This window comes from Sphingopyxis sp. UBA6723, from assembly GCF_002454115.1.
Classification (GTDB): Bacteria; Pseudomonadota; Alphaproteobacteria; order Sphingomonadales; family Sphingomonadaceae; genus Sphingopyxis.
The window spans coordinates 239,255-255,386 of the sequence record NZ_DKIH01000006.1 but is presented as its reverse complement, the minus strand read 5'-3'; the positions used below and the strand labels follow the sequence as shown (position 1 = coordinate 255,386).

Genomic DNA, 16,132 nt, shown 5'->3' with positions numbered 1-16,132 from the left:
ATATTGGACGCTGGCCCGTTCAAGCTGAGCAACGATCTTATCGCCATTTGCGCAGAAGAACCAACCCGGCAAGAGCCACTGCAACACTTGCAAGCACCCAGGATTGATTCGCAAGCAGCGCCGCGGAGACGATAAGTGCGGCCGCCACAGGACCTTTGACAGGCTGGCTCGCGCGGCGAATGGCTGCGAGCTTCTCAAAACTTGCCGGATCAATCTGGACAGGCACATGCCCGGACTTGGCTATAGCGGCGGCGTTATCGAGAAGGTCAGGCATGATCGCCGCTAGGGCGAGGAGTTGTCGGCCAACTTTTTTTAAATTGGCGCGATTCCTGCCAAGGGAGAATCTTTCTGCGAACAGCTCCAACATGATGGGGCGTGTTTCCTCCCCGATATTATAGTCAGGCGCAAAGGAACGCGCAAACCCTTCCGCCGTGAGCAATGTTCGAAGAAGGATCGCCAGATCAGGCGGAAGTGCGAGCTGATAGTCTCGCAGGAGATCGAACACGCGGCTGAAAATATGCGAGAACTCAATCCCCGAAAGGACGGTTCCTCTGAATTCACCTATCAGCTGGTCCAAATTCTGGGTGAGCCCATCACGGTCAACTTTTGGATTTCCGGCCCATTCGAGCAACACGTTCGCGACGTCGGCTGTGTCCTCGTCGGCTATAGCCATGACAAGTCGCACCAGCTCCTCGCGTCTCGCCTTCGTGAGAGTGCCGACCGATCCAAAGTCGATAAAGCCCACATCCTGTTCCCCGATAAGGAAAACATTGCCCGGATGCGGATCGCCATGGAATTCGCCATTCAGAATGATCATGCGCAGGACTGCATTCGCATATTGTCTCGCGAACGCCGCCACGCGTGGGTCGGTCGAGCCGGCCTCGAGCGCAGACGCGGGCGTTCCATACAGCCGCTCCTGGACGTTGACCCGTATCCCCGTCAGTTCCCAATGAATTGTTGGAGTCTTGATCCCAAGCGTGTCAAGATAGCCACCGATACGCTCGCATGCACGAGCTTCGGCTGCCAGATCCATTTCCCAGGCAAGATTTCTGCCAAAGGTTCGCAGGAACTCTACGGGGCGATAGCGGGCGATTTCAGGGGATCGATCCTCGGCAACGGCGGCGAGGCGCGACAGCAGCCGCACATCGGCCTCCATTCGCGCAGCAGTGCCCGGACGCCGCACCTTTATGATAACGCCGGCGCCGTCGAGCAGCGAAGCAGAGTAGGTCTGCGCTACCGAAGCCGAAGCCAGTGGTTGTTCATCGAATTGGGTGAATTCCCCTCGCCAGTCAGCTCCCCAGCTTGCGGCAAGGATGGGCTCGATTTCTTCGAATGGCACCGGAGAAACCTGATCGTGGAGCGTCGCGAAGGCAGCAATCCAGGACCTGGAAAACAGATCGCTGCGCGTCGCCAGCAGCTGTCCAAGCTTTATTCCGACCGGACCAATGTCGCGCAGGAGTGCGACGACCGCCGCCGGCCGCAATTCACCTGGATCGATTGAATTGGCAGGATGCGGAATGACGCCGAGCGCGCCCGCCAGGCTTTTGGCGCCGTGCCGGACAAGAATCTGTCCTATCTCGGCGGCGCGTGCGATGTCTCCTATCGGTTTATCTCGGAACCCAGGCATATGTCCTATTCCGCATCGGTCCGGCTCTGATCGAGATTCGACGCAATCCGCACAAGAATGTCCAGCAACGTCCGTTTTTCGTCGCGCGTGGCGTTCCGCCATAAGACCCTATGCAGCCCGTCCGCGGATTCTCTCAGTTGGGGCAACAACCTGTCGAGCTCCTGGGTCAGGATGAGCTGCCATGCCCGGCCGTCCGTTTTGGCTCGTCGCCTTTCCATCAATCCTTTCTCACAAAGGCCAGCGACGGCTTGACCGATCGTGGCGGATTCCAACTCTAGTCGCTTGGCAATTCCGGCCTGCGTCAACGATGGTTCGCGGAGAAGTTGTCCGATGATGCGCCACTGCGTCTGATTGAGGCCGCTCTTGGCAATCCGTGCGTCATAAGCGCGCCTCGCCCCCCGACTAATCTCGTCCATCAAATATAGCATACGGTCGTCGTCGGTGAGGGCGCCTTCGCGAAGCCGTGGCGGCATTGTGTCGAGATTTGCGTTCATACCGCTGCCTAGTCCGTTTCGTGGGAATGCCAAAACGCAAATTACTAAACGATTTTACTAACTGGATGGAACGGTCTACGCCACGCCATGAAGCGACTTAGCACATGTCCAAAATCCTTCGAAAGAGGCAGATGACCGACGAACCAAATGAGCGGGAACAGGATCGCGCGCCCGCATCCAGCCTGAAATCGCAACCCAAATTTCGCCTCATCCTCATCATAGCCATCACTGCTGCGCTGATTGCAGGTGGTTGGTGGTATTACAGGCATGTCACCTACGGGCAGTACATGCAGTCGACCGACAACGCCTATGTCGCGGCCGACAGCGTTGTGGTTTCATCAAAAGTGGCCGGATACGTGGACGCGGTGCTCGTCTCTGAGAACGGGCGGGTCAGTCCCGGCGAGGCGCTCGTGCAACTAGATGTGCGAGATTATAGAGCCCAGGCGCAACAGGCGCGTGCGCAGATTGCGGCGACGCTGGCCGGCGCCGACACAATCCGCTCGCAAGTAACCGAACAGGACTCAGCGATTCGACAGGCGCGGGCCCAACTCGCCGCCAAGCGCGCGGCGCTCGACCTCGCCAATGAGCAGGTAGCGAGGTATCGCCCCCTCGCCGCGACCGGTGCGGAGCCGCGAGAAAAGCTTCAACAATATGAGACACAGGCGCAGCAAGCGCACGCCGACTTTGTTGCTGCCCAGGCAGCAGTCTCTGCCGCCAACGGTCGGAGGGCCACCTTGTTCAAACAGATCGACCAGACCGAAGCCCAAGCTGACGCGGCCCGCGCGCAGCTGGAAGCGGCCGACCTAGATGTCACATCGACCCTGCTGCGAGCCAGCAAGGGAGGTCGCGTTGGCGATCTAACAGTAAGGGTCGGCCAATTCGTTCAGCCCGGCCAGCGATTGATGACGGTGGTTCCGGTAAACGAAATCTACGTCATCGCTAATTTCAAGGAGACGCAGGTCGGCCTTTTGCGGGCGGGGCAACCGGTCAAGCTCGAGGTCGACGCACTTCCCGACTTTGAGATTGCCGGACGCGTTGAGAGCATCTCCCCCGGAACCGGAGCAGAATTTTCAATCCTGCCGCCCGAAAACGCCACAGGGAATTTCACCAAGATTGTTCAGCGGATAACGGTTCGTATCGCGATAATAGCCTCGCCCAAAGTGCGTCGTCTGCTCGTCCCGGGCATGTCGGTTGTGGCAGTTGTCGACACGCGAAATGCTGCCGGAGAGCTGAAAGAGATCTCGAGTACCGACAAATGACCGCCGAGTTGGCATCGAACAGCGCCTCTGGTACTCCGACTGCAGACAGGCGGAATGCCGATATCACCGCGTGGATAGCGGTCGCAGCGGGCGCACTTGGCGCCATGCTCGCAACACTCGATATCTCTATCGTCAATTCCGCGCTTCCGGTGATCCAGGGCGAAATCGGAGCCAGCGGCACCGAGGGAACCTGGATTGCCACCGCATTTCTCGTAGCCGAAATCGTGGTAATTCCGCTTAGCGCCTGGCTTGAACGCCTTTTTGGACTGCGAAATCTGCTCATCATTGCGGTTTCCGCGTTCACCGGCTTTTCAATTCTTTGCGGTATGGCGACCGACCTCACGACCATGATCATCGGTCGCACGGGTCAGGGTTTCATGGGTGGTGCGCTGATACCGACTGCGATGACCATCGTGGCGAAAAGATTGCCGCCCCATCAACAGCCGATCGGCATGGCGCTGTTCGGCATGACAGTGATTCTGGGTCCGGTCATGGGGCCGCTGATCGGTGGCTGGCTGACCGAAAATTTGAGCTGGCACTATGCCTTCTTTGTCAATGTTCCAATCTGCGCTGTGCTGCTGCTGCTGCTATTCGTCGGGCTTCCTCACGAAGAGCCGAAGTGGGAGTATCTGACCGATGCTGATTGGGCGGGCATTGCCGGCCTGATTTTGGGGTTGGGCGCTCTGACTGTGTTGCTTGAGGAGGGGCATCGCGAGGAATGGTTTGAATCCGCTCTTATTCGCTGGCTGGCCCTCATTGCCGTCATCGGTTTCGCTTCACTGATCTACGGGCAGCTGAATGCGTCCAAGCCCGTCCTGAAACTCCGCCTCCTTCTCAATCGCCAATTCGGAAGCGTTGCGGTGATGGCTCTCGCCTTGGGAATGGTGATGTATGGTTCGACCTACGTCATTCCCCAATTTCTTGCGATCATATCGGATTATAACGCTTTTCAAACCGGGCTCGTTATATTTTGGATGGGTATTCCGGCCTTTGTGCTTATGCCGATCCTGCCCTTAATGATCCGTAGGCTCCACATCCGCATTGCCGTCGGAGTCGGAATGCTTCTGATGGCGGCCAGCTGTTTCGTCAGCATAAGCCTCACCGCGGAATCCGGGGGCGCCGTATTCATCGAAAGCCAGCTTATTCGGGGCGTTGGCATGATTCTGTCCATGATGTTCCTGAACCAGGCTACCGTAGCCTCAGTGGCAAATACAGATGCTGGCGATGCCTCCGGTATTTTTAACGCCGCTCGAAATCTCGGAGGATCTTTCGCTTTGGCCGGACTGGCTTCGTTTCAGGACCAGCGGATCTGGCACCATAGCCGGCGCATGGAAGAAACGCTGAATGCCAACAGTGTTTCGCTCCAGATTTATCTTGATGAACTCGCGAAAAGCTTCGGCGGGATGGAGGGTGCCATGTCGATGCTAGGCCGGACCATCCAGCGGGACGCGTTCGTAATGACCTACAATGATGTGTTCTTGGCGATGGGCGTCCTAACCTTGATGACCGTTCCTTTGGTCATCTTTTTGAAGCCGCTTCCCAGGAATGTTTCCCTTTCGATGCACTGAGCCTGATATGATAAAAAAATCTGTAATATCGCTTCTCGCCTCGTTTCTGCTGGCCGGTTGTGTCGCGGGCCCAGACTACGCCGGGCCTCCAGAAGTATTCTCGGCGAACCGAAATGACGGCTTTGTCCGTGCCGGCGGTAACGTCAGCGATGCCGAGCCCGAGCTGGCAGATTGGTGGCTCCTTTTGAACGATCCGGAATTGAACAGGCTTATCGAGGCCGCGTTATCGGACAATCCTTCGCTTCAGGCTGCGCAAGCGCGGATCGCGCAGGCGCGGGCATCCGTGAGACAGGAGAAGGCCGGAAGATTTCCGACGCTTGGAACCCAGGCGACGGCTATTCAGGGCCGCTTGCCGGGCCTTGATATTCAGAACAGTGCCCCGCCTTCGGCGAGCGCGCCTGTTAGTCCGCAGGGACAGGCGGATGATAGCCTCAGTGTCTACAATCTCGGGCTCAACGCTAACTGGGAGCTGGATTTCGCAGGAGGAACGCAGCGACGGATCGAGGCCGGCAACGCTCAGGCAGCGGCAGCGGTTGCCAATGTGGAGGATGCCAAGGTCCAGCTGACCGCCGAAGTCGCCAATGCCTATGTCAACCTGCGCGAGGCCCAGTTTCGAGCCAAAGCGTACCGAACCGAGTGCGAGTTGCAGCATCAAATCCTCTCGCTAACCTATCAACGGTATCAGCAAGGCGTTTTGCCCCTGTTCCCTCTCGGCAATGCAAATGCCGAGCTCGAGTTGCTCAAGTCTCAGCTCGCCGAGGCCGAAGCTGACACGGCGGTATTGCTCGATGCGCTTGCCATTCTAGCTGGACAGATCCCAGGGACAACGGACGAAGCGCTGAAACAGATCTTCGATGTTCCCCTCCCGCCGGAACAGGTCGCCGTGGGCGACCCCTCCAACCTTGTCGCACGTCGGCCCGACATCCGCGCGGCCGAACGCAGCCTGGCGGCAGCAACGGCTCGGATCGGTGTTGCGGAGGCTGCACGATTTCCGAAGCTGTCATTCATGGGAATCTTGGGACTTGGCGGAACGTCGCCAGACGATCTCTTTGATGTGAGCAACCCGTCAATTCTCGCTATTCCGCAGCTGCAGTGGAACTTCCTCGATTTCGGTAGGGTCGATGCCTCGGTCGATCAGGCGAGCGCCGTCCGTGCCGAGGCAGTTGCCAACTATCGAAAGACAGTGCTTTCTGCACTTCAGGACGCCGAGCGCGCGTTGTCGCGCTTTAGCCAGCAGCGCTCTGCCCTGGTGGCGTTCGCGCAGATCAAGTCCCAGGCAGATGGCGCAGCCGATCTTGATCGACAACGATTTGCCGGCGGAGTGATCTCGCGCGCCGACCTAAATCGCACGCTTCGCAAACAGCAGCAGGCGGCAACCGACCTCGTCCGGGGAAAGGCGGCGCTCACGCTGTCATGGATCGCCCTGCAAAAATCACTCGGCCTGGGATGGCAAGTGCAAGCAAAGATTTAATGTCACCTACGAGTGTCGTTAATATGAACCCCAAGGTGCGATATCGGTTCAGAAAGAATCTCATAGGGATTTCACCTGACAATTTTATCTAACCTTAGCAAGAGTATCCTGTGCTTATTCAAACGATCTGTCGGCCGATTTGTGCGCAGCATACTCCTTGCAAGCGACCTGATATAACGCTACGCTGACGTTTACATAATGTCATTGAGGCAAGGCGCGATGTGTGGATCGGCATGGTTAAATGTGTGGGGTCAGTGGTCCCGCTTGCTGGCATGATCCGCTCGACGACGGGCTATGGGAGAGGAAGTTGCCACGGGCGATCCGCTCTCCCGACACCGGTTGGAGACTTGCTGCGATGAATGCGCGCACAGCACCGAACATCTTCGTTCGCGAAGGAGATGGCATTTCAACGTTGGTCGTTGAAGGTGACTGGACAGCGATTTCGATCGCAGGCCTTTCCGGGCATGTTCTGAGTCCCTCGAACCTCTCCTTCTCAAGCGACTTCGGAAACCTGGGAAGGATAGACAGCGCAGGCGCGCTCGCCATCCTGACTCTCGCACCCAATGCGGCATTTACCGCAGACCTGCCCGCCAATCTTGCTGATCTGTTCGCGCTGGTGGGCTCGGCCATGGCCGACCGCGATGTCCCGTCTATCAAAACTCCCCCATTTCACGTGCGTCTTGGCCAAAAAGTTTATCGAGCTGTCCAGGAAATCGGCGCAAGCGCTCGATTTCTCGGGCAACTTGAGGTGGCGCTCATGAAATCTCTTGCACATCCCAAAAGGATGCGACTGATCGCACTGGCGTCGTCAATTCAGAAGGCCGGCTTCGATGCGCTGCCACTCATAGCGATCATGACATTCTTTATCGGCGCAGTAGTGGCTCTCATAGGAAGCGATCTGCTCAAGACATTGGGTGCATCGGAACTGGTCGTCGAACTGGTTGGCATATCCGTCCTCCGCGAGTTCGGCGTCCTCATTCCCGCGATACTACTTGCCGGTCGGTCCGCTTCCACTTTCGCGGCCCAGATCGGCGCAATGCGAATGAATCAAGAGACGCAGGCAATGAAGGTGATGGGCATCGACCTGTTCGACGCGCTGGTTGTGCCACGCGTATTGGCATTGCTTGTAATTATGCCCCTCCTGGCGATTGTTGCCATGCTGGCTGGGTTGGCCGGCGGGCTTGTCGTCAGCTGGGGCATACTCGACGTGAGCCCGACATATTTCGCCGAACGACTCTCGGCTGCGGTCGATATCCGACACTTCTGGGTTGGAATGGCAAAAGTACCGGTGCTGGCCATTGTGATTGCGCTTGCCGGATGTCGCCACGGCCTTTCGGTACGCGGAGATGTTGAGGATCTGGGCGGGCGGGTGACCGTCGCCGTTGTCCAAGCGCTATTCGCAATCATCCTTCTGGATGCCGCCTTTGCAATTCTCTTCAACGTGCTCGAAATATGATTTGCGATCCGGACGTCGTTATTCGGGTGGAGAATCTTAAAACCCGATTTGGCGATCACATTATCCACCAGGATTTGAACCTAGAAGTCCATCGTGGCGAGATTCTTGGTGTCGTCGGAGGGTCCGGTAGTGGAAAATCCGTCCTGATGAACACCATTTTGGGCCTGATTGCGCCTAGCCATGGGACAATCGAAATCTTTCAGAAAAAAATTGGGAGTCGCTTTGATCGTACGGAAATTAATCACCGAATTGGCGTCATGTTTCAAAATGGCGCGCTTTTTTCTTCTCTTAGTGTGCAAGAAAATGTCGAGGCTCCTCTCATCGAACATACCCGTCTTAGAGAGCCGTGGCTCGAGGCCGTGGCTCTGATGAAAATCGGCCTTGTCGGACTCGATGCCGAGGTGGGCCGGCAAATGCCCGCTGAACTTTCAGGCGGAATGCGAAAACGTGTAAGCGTAGCGAGGGCCTTGGCGCTCGATCCAGAATTGCTGTTCCTTGACGAACCCACTTCGGGCCTCGACCCGATCGCAGCCGCGGAATTTGACCAGCTGATACGGACGCTGAGCGACACGCTGGGGCTTACTGTCGTGATGGTGACCCATGATCTCGACAGCCTGTATTCCATCAGCGACCGCGTGGCCGTGGTTGCGGATCAGAAAATTGTCGAGGTTTCGCCAATCGCGGAACTTGAGAGGTCTGACCATCCTTGGATCAGGGCGTTTTTGGGAGGGCGGGCGGAGCGCGCCAAGGAAAGGAACCGCTAATGGAACGCGACGCGAACTACGGTCTGATTGGGGGCCTGACGCTGGCTCTGCTAGCGGCGGCTTTCGGCTTCATCCTCTGGCTCGGTCAATCCCAATTCGCGCGTGATTTCGACGAGTATCGGATCATTTTCGATGGTCCTGTCCGCGGGCTGAGCGAGGGAGGCGAGGTGCAGTTCAACGGAATTCCGGTGGGAGAAATCACGCGTATTAGTCTTGATCCCAGAAATCCAAACAGGGTGCTTGCAGGAGTGCGCCTGCGCGAGGATACGCCTGTGCGCGTCGATTCTACCGCCGCGACGGAGTCGCAAGGCATAACCGGCGGAAGCTACATCCAGATCAGTGCGGGGACGCCCTCTAAGCCGTTGTTGAAGGAGGTTTCCAAGGAAGCGCTCCCAGTGATTAAGGCGGAAAAAAGTTCGCTACAATCCCTGATGGATGGAGGTGGCGCATTGTTGGCGGATGCTTCGCAGGCCCTGGAAAGGGTCAACCGGACCTTGTCCGACGAGAATATCGAAAATGTTTCGGCTGCTATTGCGAATGTAACAGCTACCACGGCGGAATTGCGATCTAGTCGCGGAATGTTCAGCAAGGCTGAACAAGCGTTTGCACGCCTGGACCGGGCGGCGGCCGATATCGAGGCCGCGGCCGCATCGGCGCGCACGACGATCGATGGCGACGGTCGCAAGACGTTTGCCGATGTCTCGGCAGCCGCTCGAGATCTTCGAGAGGGGATCGCCGAGGCGAGGGTGGTCATTCACAGGCTTGATGACGCCGCGAGTGGATTGGCGGCGCCCGACGGCTCCGGGATTGCTGCAACTTTGAAATCGCTCGATAGCGCGGCGCAGGAAATCGAGCAGCTCGCCGGCCAGCTACGACGGACCCCTCGTGAAAGGAAGCTCCCCCAATGAAAACGATCTCTGCAAGAATGTTTTTGCTGATGGGCGCGCTAATTTGCCTTTCTGGTTGCGGGAATATTCTGGGAACTGGCGGCAAATCGACGTTGTACCGGATCAGTAGCACGCCCGTACCGGAGCGTGAAATTGCACGACAGTGGATTCCGGTGTATATTACGCGACCGACGCTTCCGCCTGGGGCCGATGGAGACAGGATCCTCACGATCGAGAATCGCGAAGTCACGTATCTGGCCAAAGCACGGTGGATGAGGCCTGCGCCCGAGATGATCCGCGAGGCTATTGCCGGAAGCGTAGCGCGCAAAATCGATCACGCATATATCCCTGTCCAGAGCGTTGCTTCCGATCATTACGTCCTATCCGCACGGCTTTCTTCTTTTGCAGCCTATTACGACCAGGGGCCCGACGCGGCCCCGATCATTCGCATCGCCGCGCAAGTGGAACTAAGCCGATCCAAAGAATCGGAACCACTGGCAGTCACGCGCATCGTCCTTGATAGGTCAGCAAGTGCAAATAGCGTTTCGAGTATCGTCGAAGCCTTTGATCGCGCGAGCCTTGAAATGGCCGACGAAATCGCGAGTTGGACGGCTGCGGCGATCAACTAGCGTGAAGCCAATGGAAACTTAGTCGGGACAACGGCCCAGCCCAAGATGAAGCGGGAATGTTATGGGTGGCTCCCCTTCAGGGAGGGGCGGCAGCCGTACACAAATAGATCGACAGCTTGCCTCATTCGGGCTGAAGAGGTTTCATTGTGACTGGTCACTCCCACTCCAAGAGCGGCCCGACGAAAAGGTGACAAAATGACGCTGGAGATAAACTGCTCCGCAGCAAAATTCGCGTCTGACACCCTGATTTCTCCCCTCTCCTCGGCTTTGCGCAAGACCTCTGCCACCAATCTCGTCGTGCGTCCTACCCCGAATTCGTAAAGGTTTCGCGCTAAAGCGGGAAAACGTGCAGCCTCAGCCATTACAACGCGTTCCAACGCGACATGAATGTCGGTAAGCATCCAGGACAGCAGTTCATCGGACAGCTCTTCAAGCTCGAGCCGAACGTCGCCATGTTCGGGAACGTGCTGTTCGAGGAAGGAGAGCCGATCCTCGATTTCCATGAGTATTGCCGCTTCGAAAAGCAGCTGTTTGTTCCCGTAACGGGCGTACAACGTGCGCTTGGAGATGCCTGCTTTTGCAGCAATCCGTTCAGCCGTTGAACGACCGAATCCGTCGGCAAAGAAGACATCGCGGGCGACACGGAGAATTTTCCTCGAAAGTGCTTGCGAGGCTTGTCGAGTGGGCCTCCCTGTCCGTCCGGAGCCTGGTTTTTTGGTTTTCTGGGTCGACGTCATGCCTCATCTTGGCCATACCTTGACCGCGCTGCAAGCGTAGAGCGCTTTGCCTTGGACAGCGCGACCCCGAGATTGCCCGGGCTTATGCAAGACCCACGAAGCCCGCTGAAATTATCCCGCCCGAAAGGATCGCTGCCATTCGCACGGAATGGACGCAGTGTGATCTCATCTAGGCGAGTTGGTTACGATACGCTTCGCGTAAGGCCTTTTTGTCGATCTTTCCCGTTGCAGTGAGCGGTACTGTCGCGAACAGGATGTCGTCCGGCAGCCACCAACGAACAACCTTCGTCTCCAGATGCGCGCGAATTGCGTCGGCTGTGACGGCTTGACCTTCATGCGTTTCGATCACGAGAAGGGGGCGCTCTTCCCATTTTGGATGATATACGCCAACGACCGCCGCGACCCGGACGCCGGGGTACCCAACCGCCGCATTCTCGATATCAATCGAGCTGATCCATTCGCCCCCGGACTTGATCACATCTTTCGCGCGGTCGGTCAGCCGGAGAAAGCCGAAGCGATCGATCGTACCGATGTCCCCGGTGTCGAACCAGCCATCGCTCCCGGCACCCTCAATATCGGGGAAATAGCGATCGACGACCCACGGTCCGCGGACCTGGAGCGCACCCGCCTGCTCACCGTCCCAGGGGAGCGGCGTGCCATCGCCGTCGATAATGCGCAGTTCGATGCCAAATTGCATGCGACCCTGCTTCGTCAGCAGGAGGTCGTTCGCGAAATCCTCGCCTTCGGCCATCAGGAGCGGGGAGGGCGTCGAAATCACGCCGAGCGGATTGGTTTCGGTCATGCCCCAGAGCTGCAGCACAGTGACACCATATTTGGCTCGGAATGTCTCGGCCATCGCCCGGGGGACGGCTGAGCCACCAATAACGAGGCGCTTGAGATTGCCGACCCCCGTCCCCGTGGTGTCGAGATGAGCGAGGTACATGGTCCAGATCGTGGGCACACCGCCCGAAAAGGTGACGCCCTCTTCGTTGATCAGATCGGCGAGACTGGCACCGTCCATCCTGTCGCAAGGAAGCACTAGCTTGCAGCCGTTAATCGCTGCCGTGAACGGAAGTCCCCATGCCGTCGCATGATACATGGACGAGCAGGGCATGATGACATCAAAAGCGCTGAACCCGAAGGCACTGCTCAGACCGGCCGCCATCCCGTGGAGAACGATTGATCGGTGGCTGTATAGGACGCCCTTGGGGTCGCCCGTCGTCCCCGAAGTGTAGCAAAGAAATGCGGCTGCCTTTTCATCGAAGCTCGGCCAGGTGAGGGCCCCGTCCTCGCGTGCCAGCAACGCTTCATAGTTCAACGCTTCAGCAACATCTGGCGCGGTCGCTCCGCGATCCGCGAGAAGGACATAACGCTCGATACCTGGAAGGAGAGGGCGCAGCCGTGCGACGAGCTCGGCTAGATTGGGCTCGAAGAAGAGAATGCGGCTGCCTGCATGAGCGATAGTAAAGGCGATTTGCTCGTCGCTGAGACGCGGGTTGGCAGTGTGCAATACAGCGCCCATGCCCGGCGCCGCATAGAAGAGTTCGAGGTGGCGGTGCGTGTTCCAGGCGAGCGACGAGACGCGGTCACCCGTTGCAATCCCGAGGACACCAAGAGCCTGCGCAGCCTGACGCGCACGCTGGTCGCAGCGGTGCCAGTCATACCGCCAAACCGGCTCATCGACAGCCTTCGAGACGATCTCCCTCTCGCCGTGCGCGCGCGCGGCATATTCCAATATTCCGCTGATCAGCAGCGGCGCGTCCTGCATCAATCCCCGTAACATGCTGCATCCTTCTTCGCCCCACTGCGGCGTCGCGTGCAAGATTCCGCCCCTCGGGTATGATTGCCGCGCGGGCTGTCAATGACCGTCATCATTTTGGTCCAGCGGCAAACTCCACGTGCCGCGTTTCCATTCGGCCAGCAATTCTCAATGATCATATTGCGGCGGCACGGCCTAGGTTCGATCGGCCCCGACATGTTTTCGGCCGCGTTTCAAATTATTCACTCGCTGGTTTCAGCAACAGCGACAGGAACCGCCAATCGGACCAATCACCTTTTTTCCCCGCCGCTAAGGCGGCAATGTCGAGTTTCGCCTGCCTCACGATCGTAAGCCGAAGCGACGGAATGATATAGAGGCGTTGATCGCCCGCGCCGGCGGCGACGACCATATCCGCCGGTAGTTCGGCGGCATGACTGGTGATATCGGTGGACCGAGTAACAATATCGACAGCCGGCGTGCTACGGGGTAGCCACCAAGTGAGACCGTAGGCAGGATTGACCTGGCTACCCTGGAACATCTCGCCGAATGTCGCTTCGTCGACAAGTGGCCTGCCTTCGAGCTTTCCGCCCCCGCGGACGAACTCGCCGATCTTCGCCCACTCGGATGCGGCCAGCACTAGGCCCTGCGGCATGAGCGGTGCGCCATCGGGGCCGCTGCGCCAATCGCCGACCGTTACGCCTAGCGGCATTAGAATGCGACGCTCGATATAATGGCGAGGGTTGCCGTCCTCGCCTTTGGCGACGAGCTTTCGGCGCATGATTTCGCCGACGACTTGCATCGGAGCAGGGCCATACTGGAATTTCCCGCCCGGTGCCGCCGCGAGCGGTGCCTTGACCGAGTCCAAATACCCTTGGGGTCTCCCGACGGTTGAGGCCTGACCACCTGTCATCGACAGCAGTTGGCGAAGCGTGATCTGTTCCTTTTCGGCGTCGCCCTTCCACTCAGCGAGCGTCTCTGATGCCCGCTCGTCGAGCGTCAAAAGCCCGTCCTGTACGGCCGCCGCCGCCATCAGCCCGACAAGACTCTTGGTGCCCGACCAGAGTTCCTGCGGTGTCGCAATATCTGCAGAACGGCATCGAACCTCGCCATCCTCAAGGATCAGCAGCGCCACGCCAGAGTTTGCCTCGGAATAGGCGATCGCCGCGGCACAGCCGGGAAGAGGAGCGGGTTCGCCTGCCGTGGCCGGCTGTGCCGCAACGGCTGCTGCGAAAAAGAGGATGGTGCGCTTCAAGTTCCGACTCCCATTTTCTGGTGCTTGTCATTCTCGATATTATCGATAATAATTTCATTCGCAATCATCGATTGCTCGCGTGCACTGTCCGATTAGGATGGTGCCGGTAGCAGGGAAAGCCGAACGGAGAGAAATGGGCGCGACGAAGACCGAAGACGACAGTGCACCGACTCAAGACCGCGTCATTGCGCGTCTCTTGACTGACGACATCGTCGAATGGCGCATCCAGCCGGGATCGTGGCTGCGCGAGCGCGAAATCGCCGCGCGCTTCGGGGTGAGCCATGCGCCCGTGCGCGAAGCATTCCGTCATCTTGCGCGGATCGGTCTCGTGAAGGTGGTCCCGTGGCGCGGAACCTATGTGATCGATATCGACGAGCATGCCGCGAACGAGGTCTATGAGCTGTGGAAATCCCTGTTCGGTGTAGTTTGCCGCCTGGCTGCGGTCGAGATGACGGATCGCGACGGGCGCGAACTGATGCACCGTCTGGTCGAATATAAGGATGTCACCCAGCGCACCGAAAATACGTTCGAGCATATCAAAGTCTCGAACCGCATCGGCCGCTTCATCGCCAAGCGGAGCAATGCGCCGCTCGCGCTGGAGCTCCTCGACCGGGTCGCGCTGCTCGCGCGCTGGCAGCACAATGTCTATACCGACAGCTATATCGAGACGCATGGCAATGACGCCGCGAAGCGATCGGCCATCCTCTACGACGCGCTTTGCCGCCATATCGTCACGCGCGATGGCGATGCCGCCGATGCGGTGGCGCGCGATCTGATCGGCGTTACTCAGAATAGTTTCGGGCGCGCACTCGAGGAATATAAGGCCCGGCACGCAAAGACTAAGCCCAGCCGCCGCCGCGCAAAAGTGACATGAGCCGCCTCCCGACCGACCGCCGCACGTTGCTTAAGGCGGGCCTCGCGGCGCCGATCGCATTGCAGGTTAACTCCGCTGCCGCTGTATCTCGGGATTTGACCATGTTCGGCTCCGAACGCCTCTTCACCGACGTCCAAAGCTATACCGAGGCCGGCAACAAGCAGTCGGGCGGCGAGGGCGATCGTTGGACCGCCGACTGGACAGCGAAGCGGCTGTCCAGTGCCGGATTCGAAGTCGAACGCCAGACGTTTGACGTGCCTTGGTTCGAGGCCTCGCGCTGCGACCTCAGGCTCGGCGACATCACGATACCGCTCGTCGCACAACCGCTCGCCATCGAAACCGGCGAGGCTGGACTCGCTGCGCCGCTGCGCCTCGCAGAAATTCCTGAACGCCTCGACGGCGCGATCGCCGTAGTGCGCCTGCCTTTCCGCCGCTGGTCGAGCCTCGTAGATCGTGCAGCGCGCGAGCCGCTCGCCGATGCGCTTGCGCGCGGTGCGAGCGGGGTCATTCTCATTACGACCGGGCCGACGGGCGAGGCCTTGCTCCTCAATGTCCCGGCCGGTCATCCCGTATCGGAAAAGCCACTTGCCTTGCTCGCGCCGCGACTCGCCGCCCCGGTGATTGAAGCCGCGCGCCACGGTGCCGCGGCGAAATTAGCGCTGCGCGGGCGCGGTGGGGCTCGGGCAGCTCAGAATATAATCGGGCGACTCGTTCGCTCCGGCCGCCCTTGGCTCGTCGTCTCGACGCCGCGTTCAGGCTGGACCGATTGCGCCGGCGAGCGGGGGCCGGGCATCGCGATGTGGCTCGCGCTCGCCGACTGGATGCCCCGAGCGTTTCCCCAGCACAGCCTGCTCTTTCTGTGCAACAGCGGGCATGAATATGAGAATCTCGGTGCGAGCCATATCGCCGACAAGTTTGGTCCAGCCCCCAGCGAGACGGCTTTCTGGTTGCATCTCGGCGCCAATGCCGCAGCACGTGACTATCAGGAAATGCCGGGGCGCTTGCTGCCGCTGCCGAGTGCCGATCCCTATCGTTTTCTCATGACATCGCCCGAATTCGTTGCGCGTGCGCGCGAGATATTCAAAGGCCAGCCAGGGTTGGAAATGGCCTATCCTTCGGCGGAAGGCACAGCGGGCGAACTCTCGGAAGTGATAAAGGCCGGCTACACACGTCATGCTGGCATCTTTGGCGCACACCGTCATCACCACGCTGTGACCGACGATTTATCTACCGTCACACCTGACCCGCTTGCCGCTACGGCGCGGGGCGTCCGCGACCTGCTGAGCGCCGTCGTCTCCTAAACCCGTGACCCACCTGCAATGACATTGCGCTTTCCGGCTTGACTCGCTCGCGTT

At 58.9% G+C, this 16,132-nt stretch carries 14 protein-coding genes; 9 read left to right on the top strand and 5 right to left on the bottom strand.

Annotated elements, in window-relative coordinates; all coding sequences use genetic code 11:
- Window positions 1–37: 37 nt before the first annotated feature.
- Complete coding sequence (locus B4F07_RS04825) at window positions 38–1,627, bottom strand: ABC1 kinase family protein (RefSeq protein ID WP_293645090.1); 1,590 nt, start codon at window positions 1,625–1,627, stop codon at window positions 38–40.
- Window positions 1,628–1,632: 5 nt separating this feature from the next.
- Entirely contained in the window at window positions 1,633–2,121 is a 489-nt protein-coding gene (locus tag B4F07_RS04820) for a MarR family winged helix-turn-helix transcriptional regulator (RefSeq protein WP_052182484.1), read from the bottom strand.
- 131 nt (window positions 2,122–2,252) lie between these two features.
- Between B4F07_RS04820 and B4F07_RS04815 the strand changes: the two genes are divergently transcribed.
- The 7 genes from B4F07_RS04815 (at window position 2,253) to B4F07_RS04785 (ending at window position 10,155) form a co-directional block, all read left to right on the top strand.
- Entirely contained in the window at window positions 2,253–3,380 is a 1,128-nt protein-coding gene (locus B4F07_RS04815; protein ID WP_293645087.1) for an HlyD family secretion protein, read from the top strand.
- A complete protein-coding gene (locus B4F07_RS04810) occupies window positions 3,377–4,948 on the top strand; it encodes an MDR family MFS transporter (protein WP_293702501.1) in 1,572 nt (523 codons plus the stop codon). Before B4F07_RS04815 ends, B4F07_RS04810 begins: the two co-directional genes overlap by 4 nt.
- Window positions 4,949–4,955: 7 nt before the next feature.
- Window positions 4,956–6,419, top strand: a complete 1,464-nt coding sequence (locus tag B4F07_RS04805; RefSeq protein ID WP_293702498.1) for an efflux transporter outer membrane subunit — start codon at window positions 4,956–4,958, stop codon at window positions 6,417–6,419.
- A gap of 355 nt (window positions 6,420–6,774) precedes the next feature.
- Window positions 6,775–7,875: an MlaE family ABC transporter permease gene (locus tag B4F07_RS04800; protein WP_037557609.1), complete on the top strand. Its 1,101-nt coding sequence runs from the start codon at window positions 6,775–6,777 to the stop codon at window positions 7,873–7,875.
- Window positions 7,872–8,639 carry an ABC transporter ATP-binding protein gene (locus tag B4F07_RS04795; protein ID WP_037557610.1) on the top strand — a complete coding sequence of 256 codons (768 nt, stop codon included), beginning with the start codon at window positions 7,872–7,874 and terminating at the stop codon, window positions 8,637–8,639. The genes B4F07_RS04800 and B4F07_RS04795 overlap by 4 nt, the downstream gene beginning before the upstream one ends.
- Complete coding sequence (locus tag B4F07_RS04790; protein WP_293702488.1) at window positions 8,639–9,547, top strand: MlaD family protein; 909 nt, start codon at window positions 8,639–8,641, stop codon at window positions 9,545–9,547. The genes B4F07_RS04795 and B4F07_RS04790 overlap by 1 nt, the downstream gene beginning before the upstream one ends.
- The gene (locus B4F07_RS04785; RefSeq protein WP_058801017.1) at window positions 9,544–10,155 is read left to right on the top strand and encodes an ABC-type transport auxiliary lipoprotein family protein; all 612 of its coding nucleotides are present in this window, start codon (window positions 9,544–9,546) and stop codon (window positions 10,153–10,155) included. The genes B4F07_RS04790 and B4F07_RS04785 overlap by 4 nt, the downstream gene beginning before the upstream one ends.
- A 59-nt stretch (window positions 10,156–10,214) precedes the next feature.
- Here the strand turns inward: B4F07_RS04785 and B4F07_RS04780 are convergent, their stop codons facing one another.
- From B4F07_RS04780 to B4F07_RS04770, 3 genes are all read right to left on the bottom strand, one after another.
- Window positions 10,215–10,892, bottom strand: a complete 678-nt coding sequence (locus B4F07_RS04780; protein ID WP_293702481.1) for a TetR/AcrR family transcriptional regulator — start codon at window positions 10,890–10,892, stop codon at window positions 10,215–10,217.
- 169 nt (window positions 10,893–11,061) lie between these two features.
- The gene (locus B4F07_RS04775) at window positions 11,062–12,714 is read right to left on the bottom strand and encodes a long-chain fatty acid--CoA ligase (RefSeq protein WP_349681311.1); all 1,653 of its coding nucleotides are present in this window, start codon (window positions 12,712–12,714) and stop codon (window positions 11,062–11,064) included.
- Window positions 12,715–12,889: 175 nt separating this feature from the next.
- Window positions 12,890–13,903 carry a serine hydrolase domain-containing protein gene (locus tag B4F07_RS04770; protein ID WP_037557614.1) on the bottom strand — a complete coding sequence of 338 codons (1,014 nt, stop codon included), beginning with the start codon at window positions 13,901–13,903 and terminating at the stop codon, window positions 12,890–12,892.
- Between the two features lie 196 nt (window positions 13,904–14,099).
- On the opposite strand from B4F07_RS04770, the gene B4F07_RS04765 reads away from it, so the two are divergent.
- Window positions 14,100–14,777: a GntR family transcriptional regulator gene (locus B4F07_RS04765; RefSeq protein WP_197411506.1), complete on the top strand. Its 678-nt coding sequence runs from the start codon at window positions 14,100–14,102 to the stop codon at window positions 14,775–14,777.
- Window positions 14,774–16,078, top strand: a complete 1,305-nt coding sequence (locus B4F07_RS04760; protein WP_037557615.1) for a hypothetical protein — start codon at window positions 14,774–14,776, stop codon at window positions 16,076–16,078. Before B4F07_RS04765 ends, B4F07_RS04760 begins: the two co-directional genes overlap by 4 nt.
- Window positions 16,079–16,132: the final 54 nt, after the last annotated feature.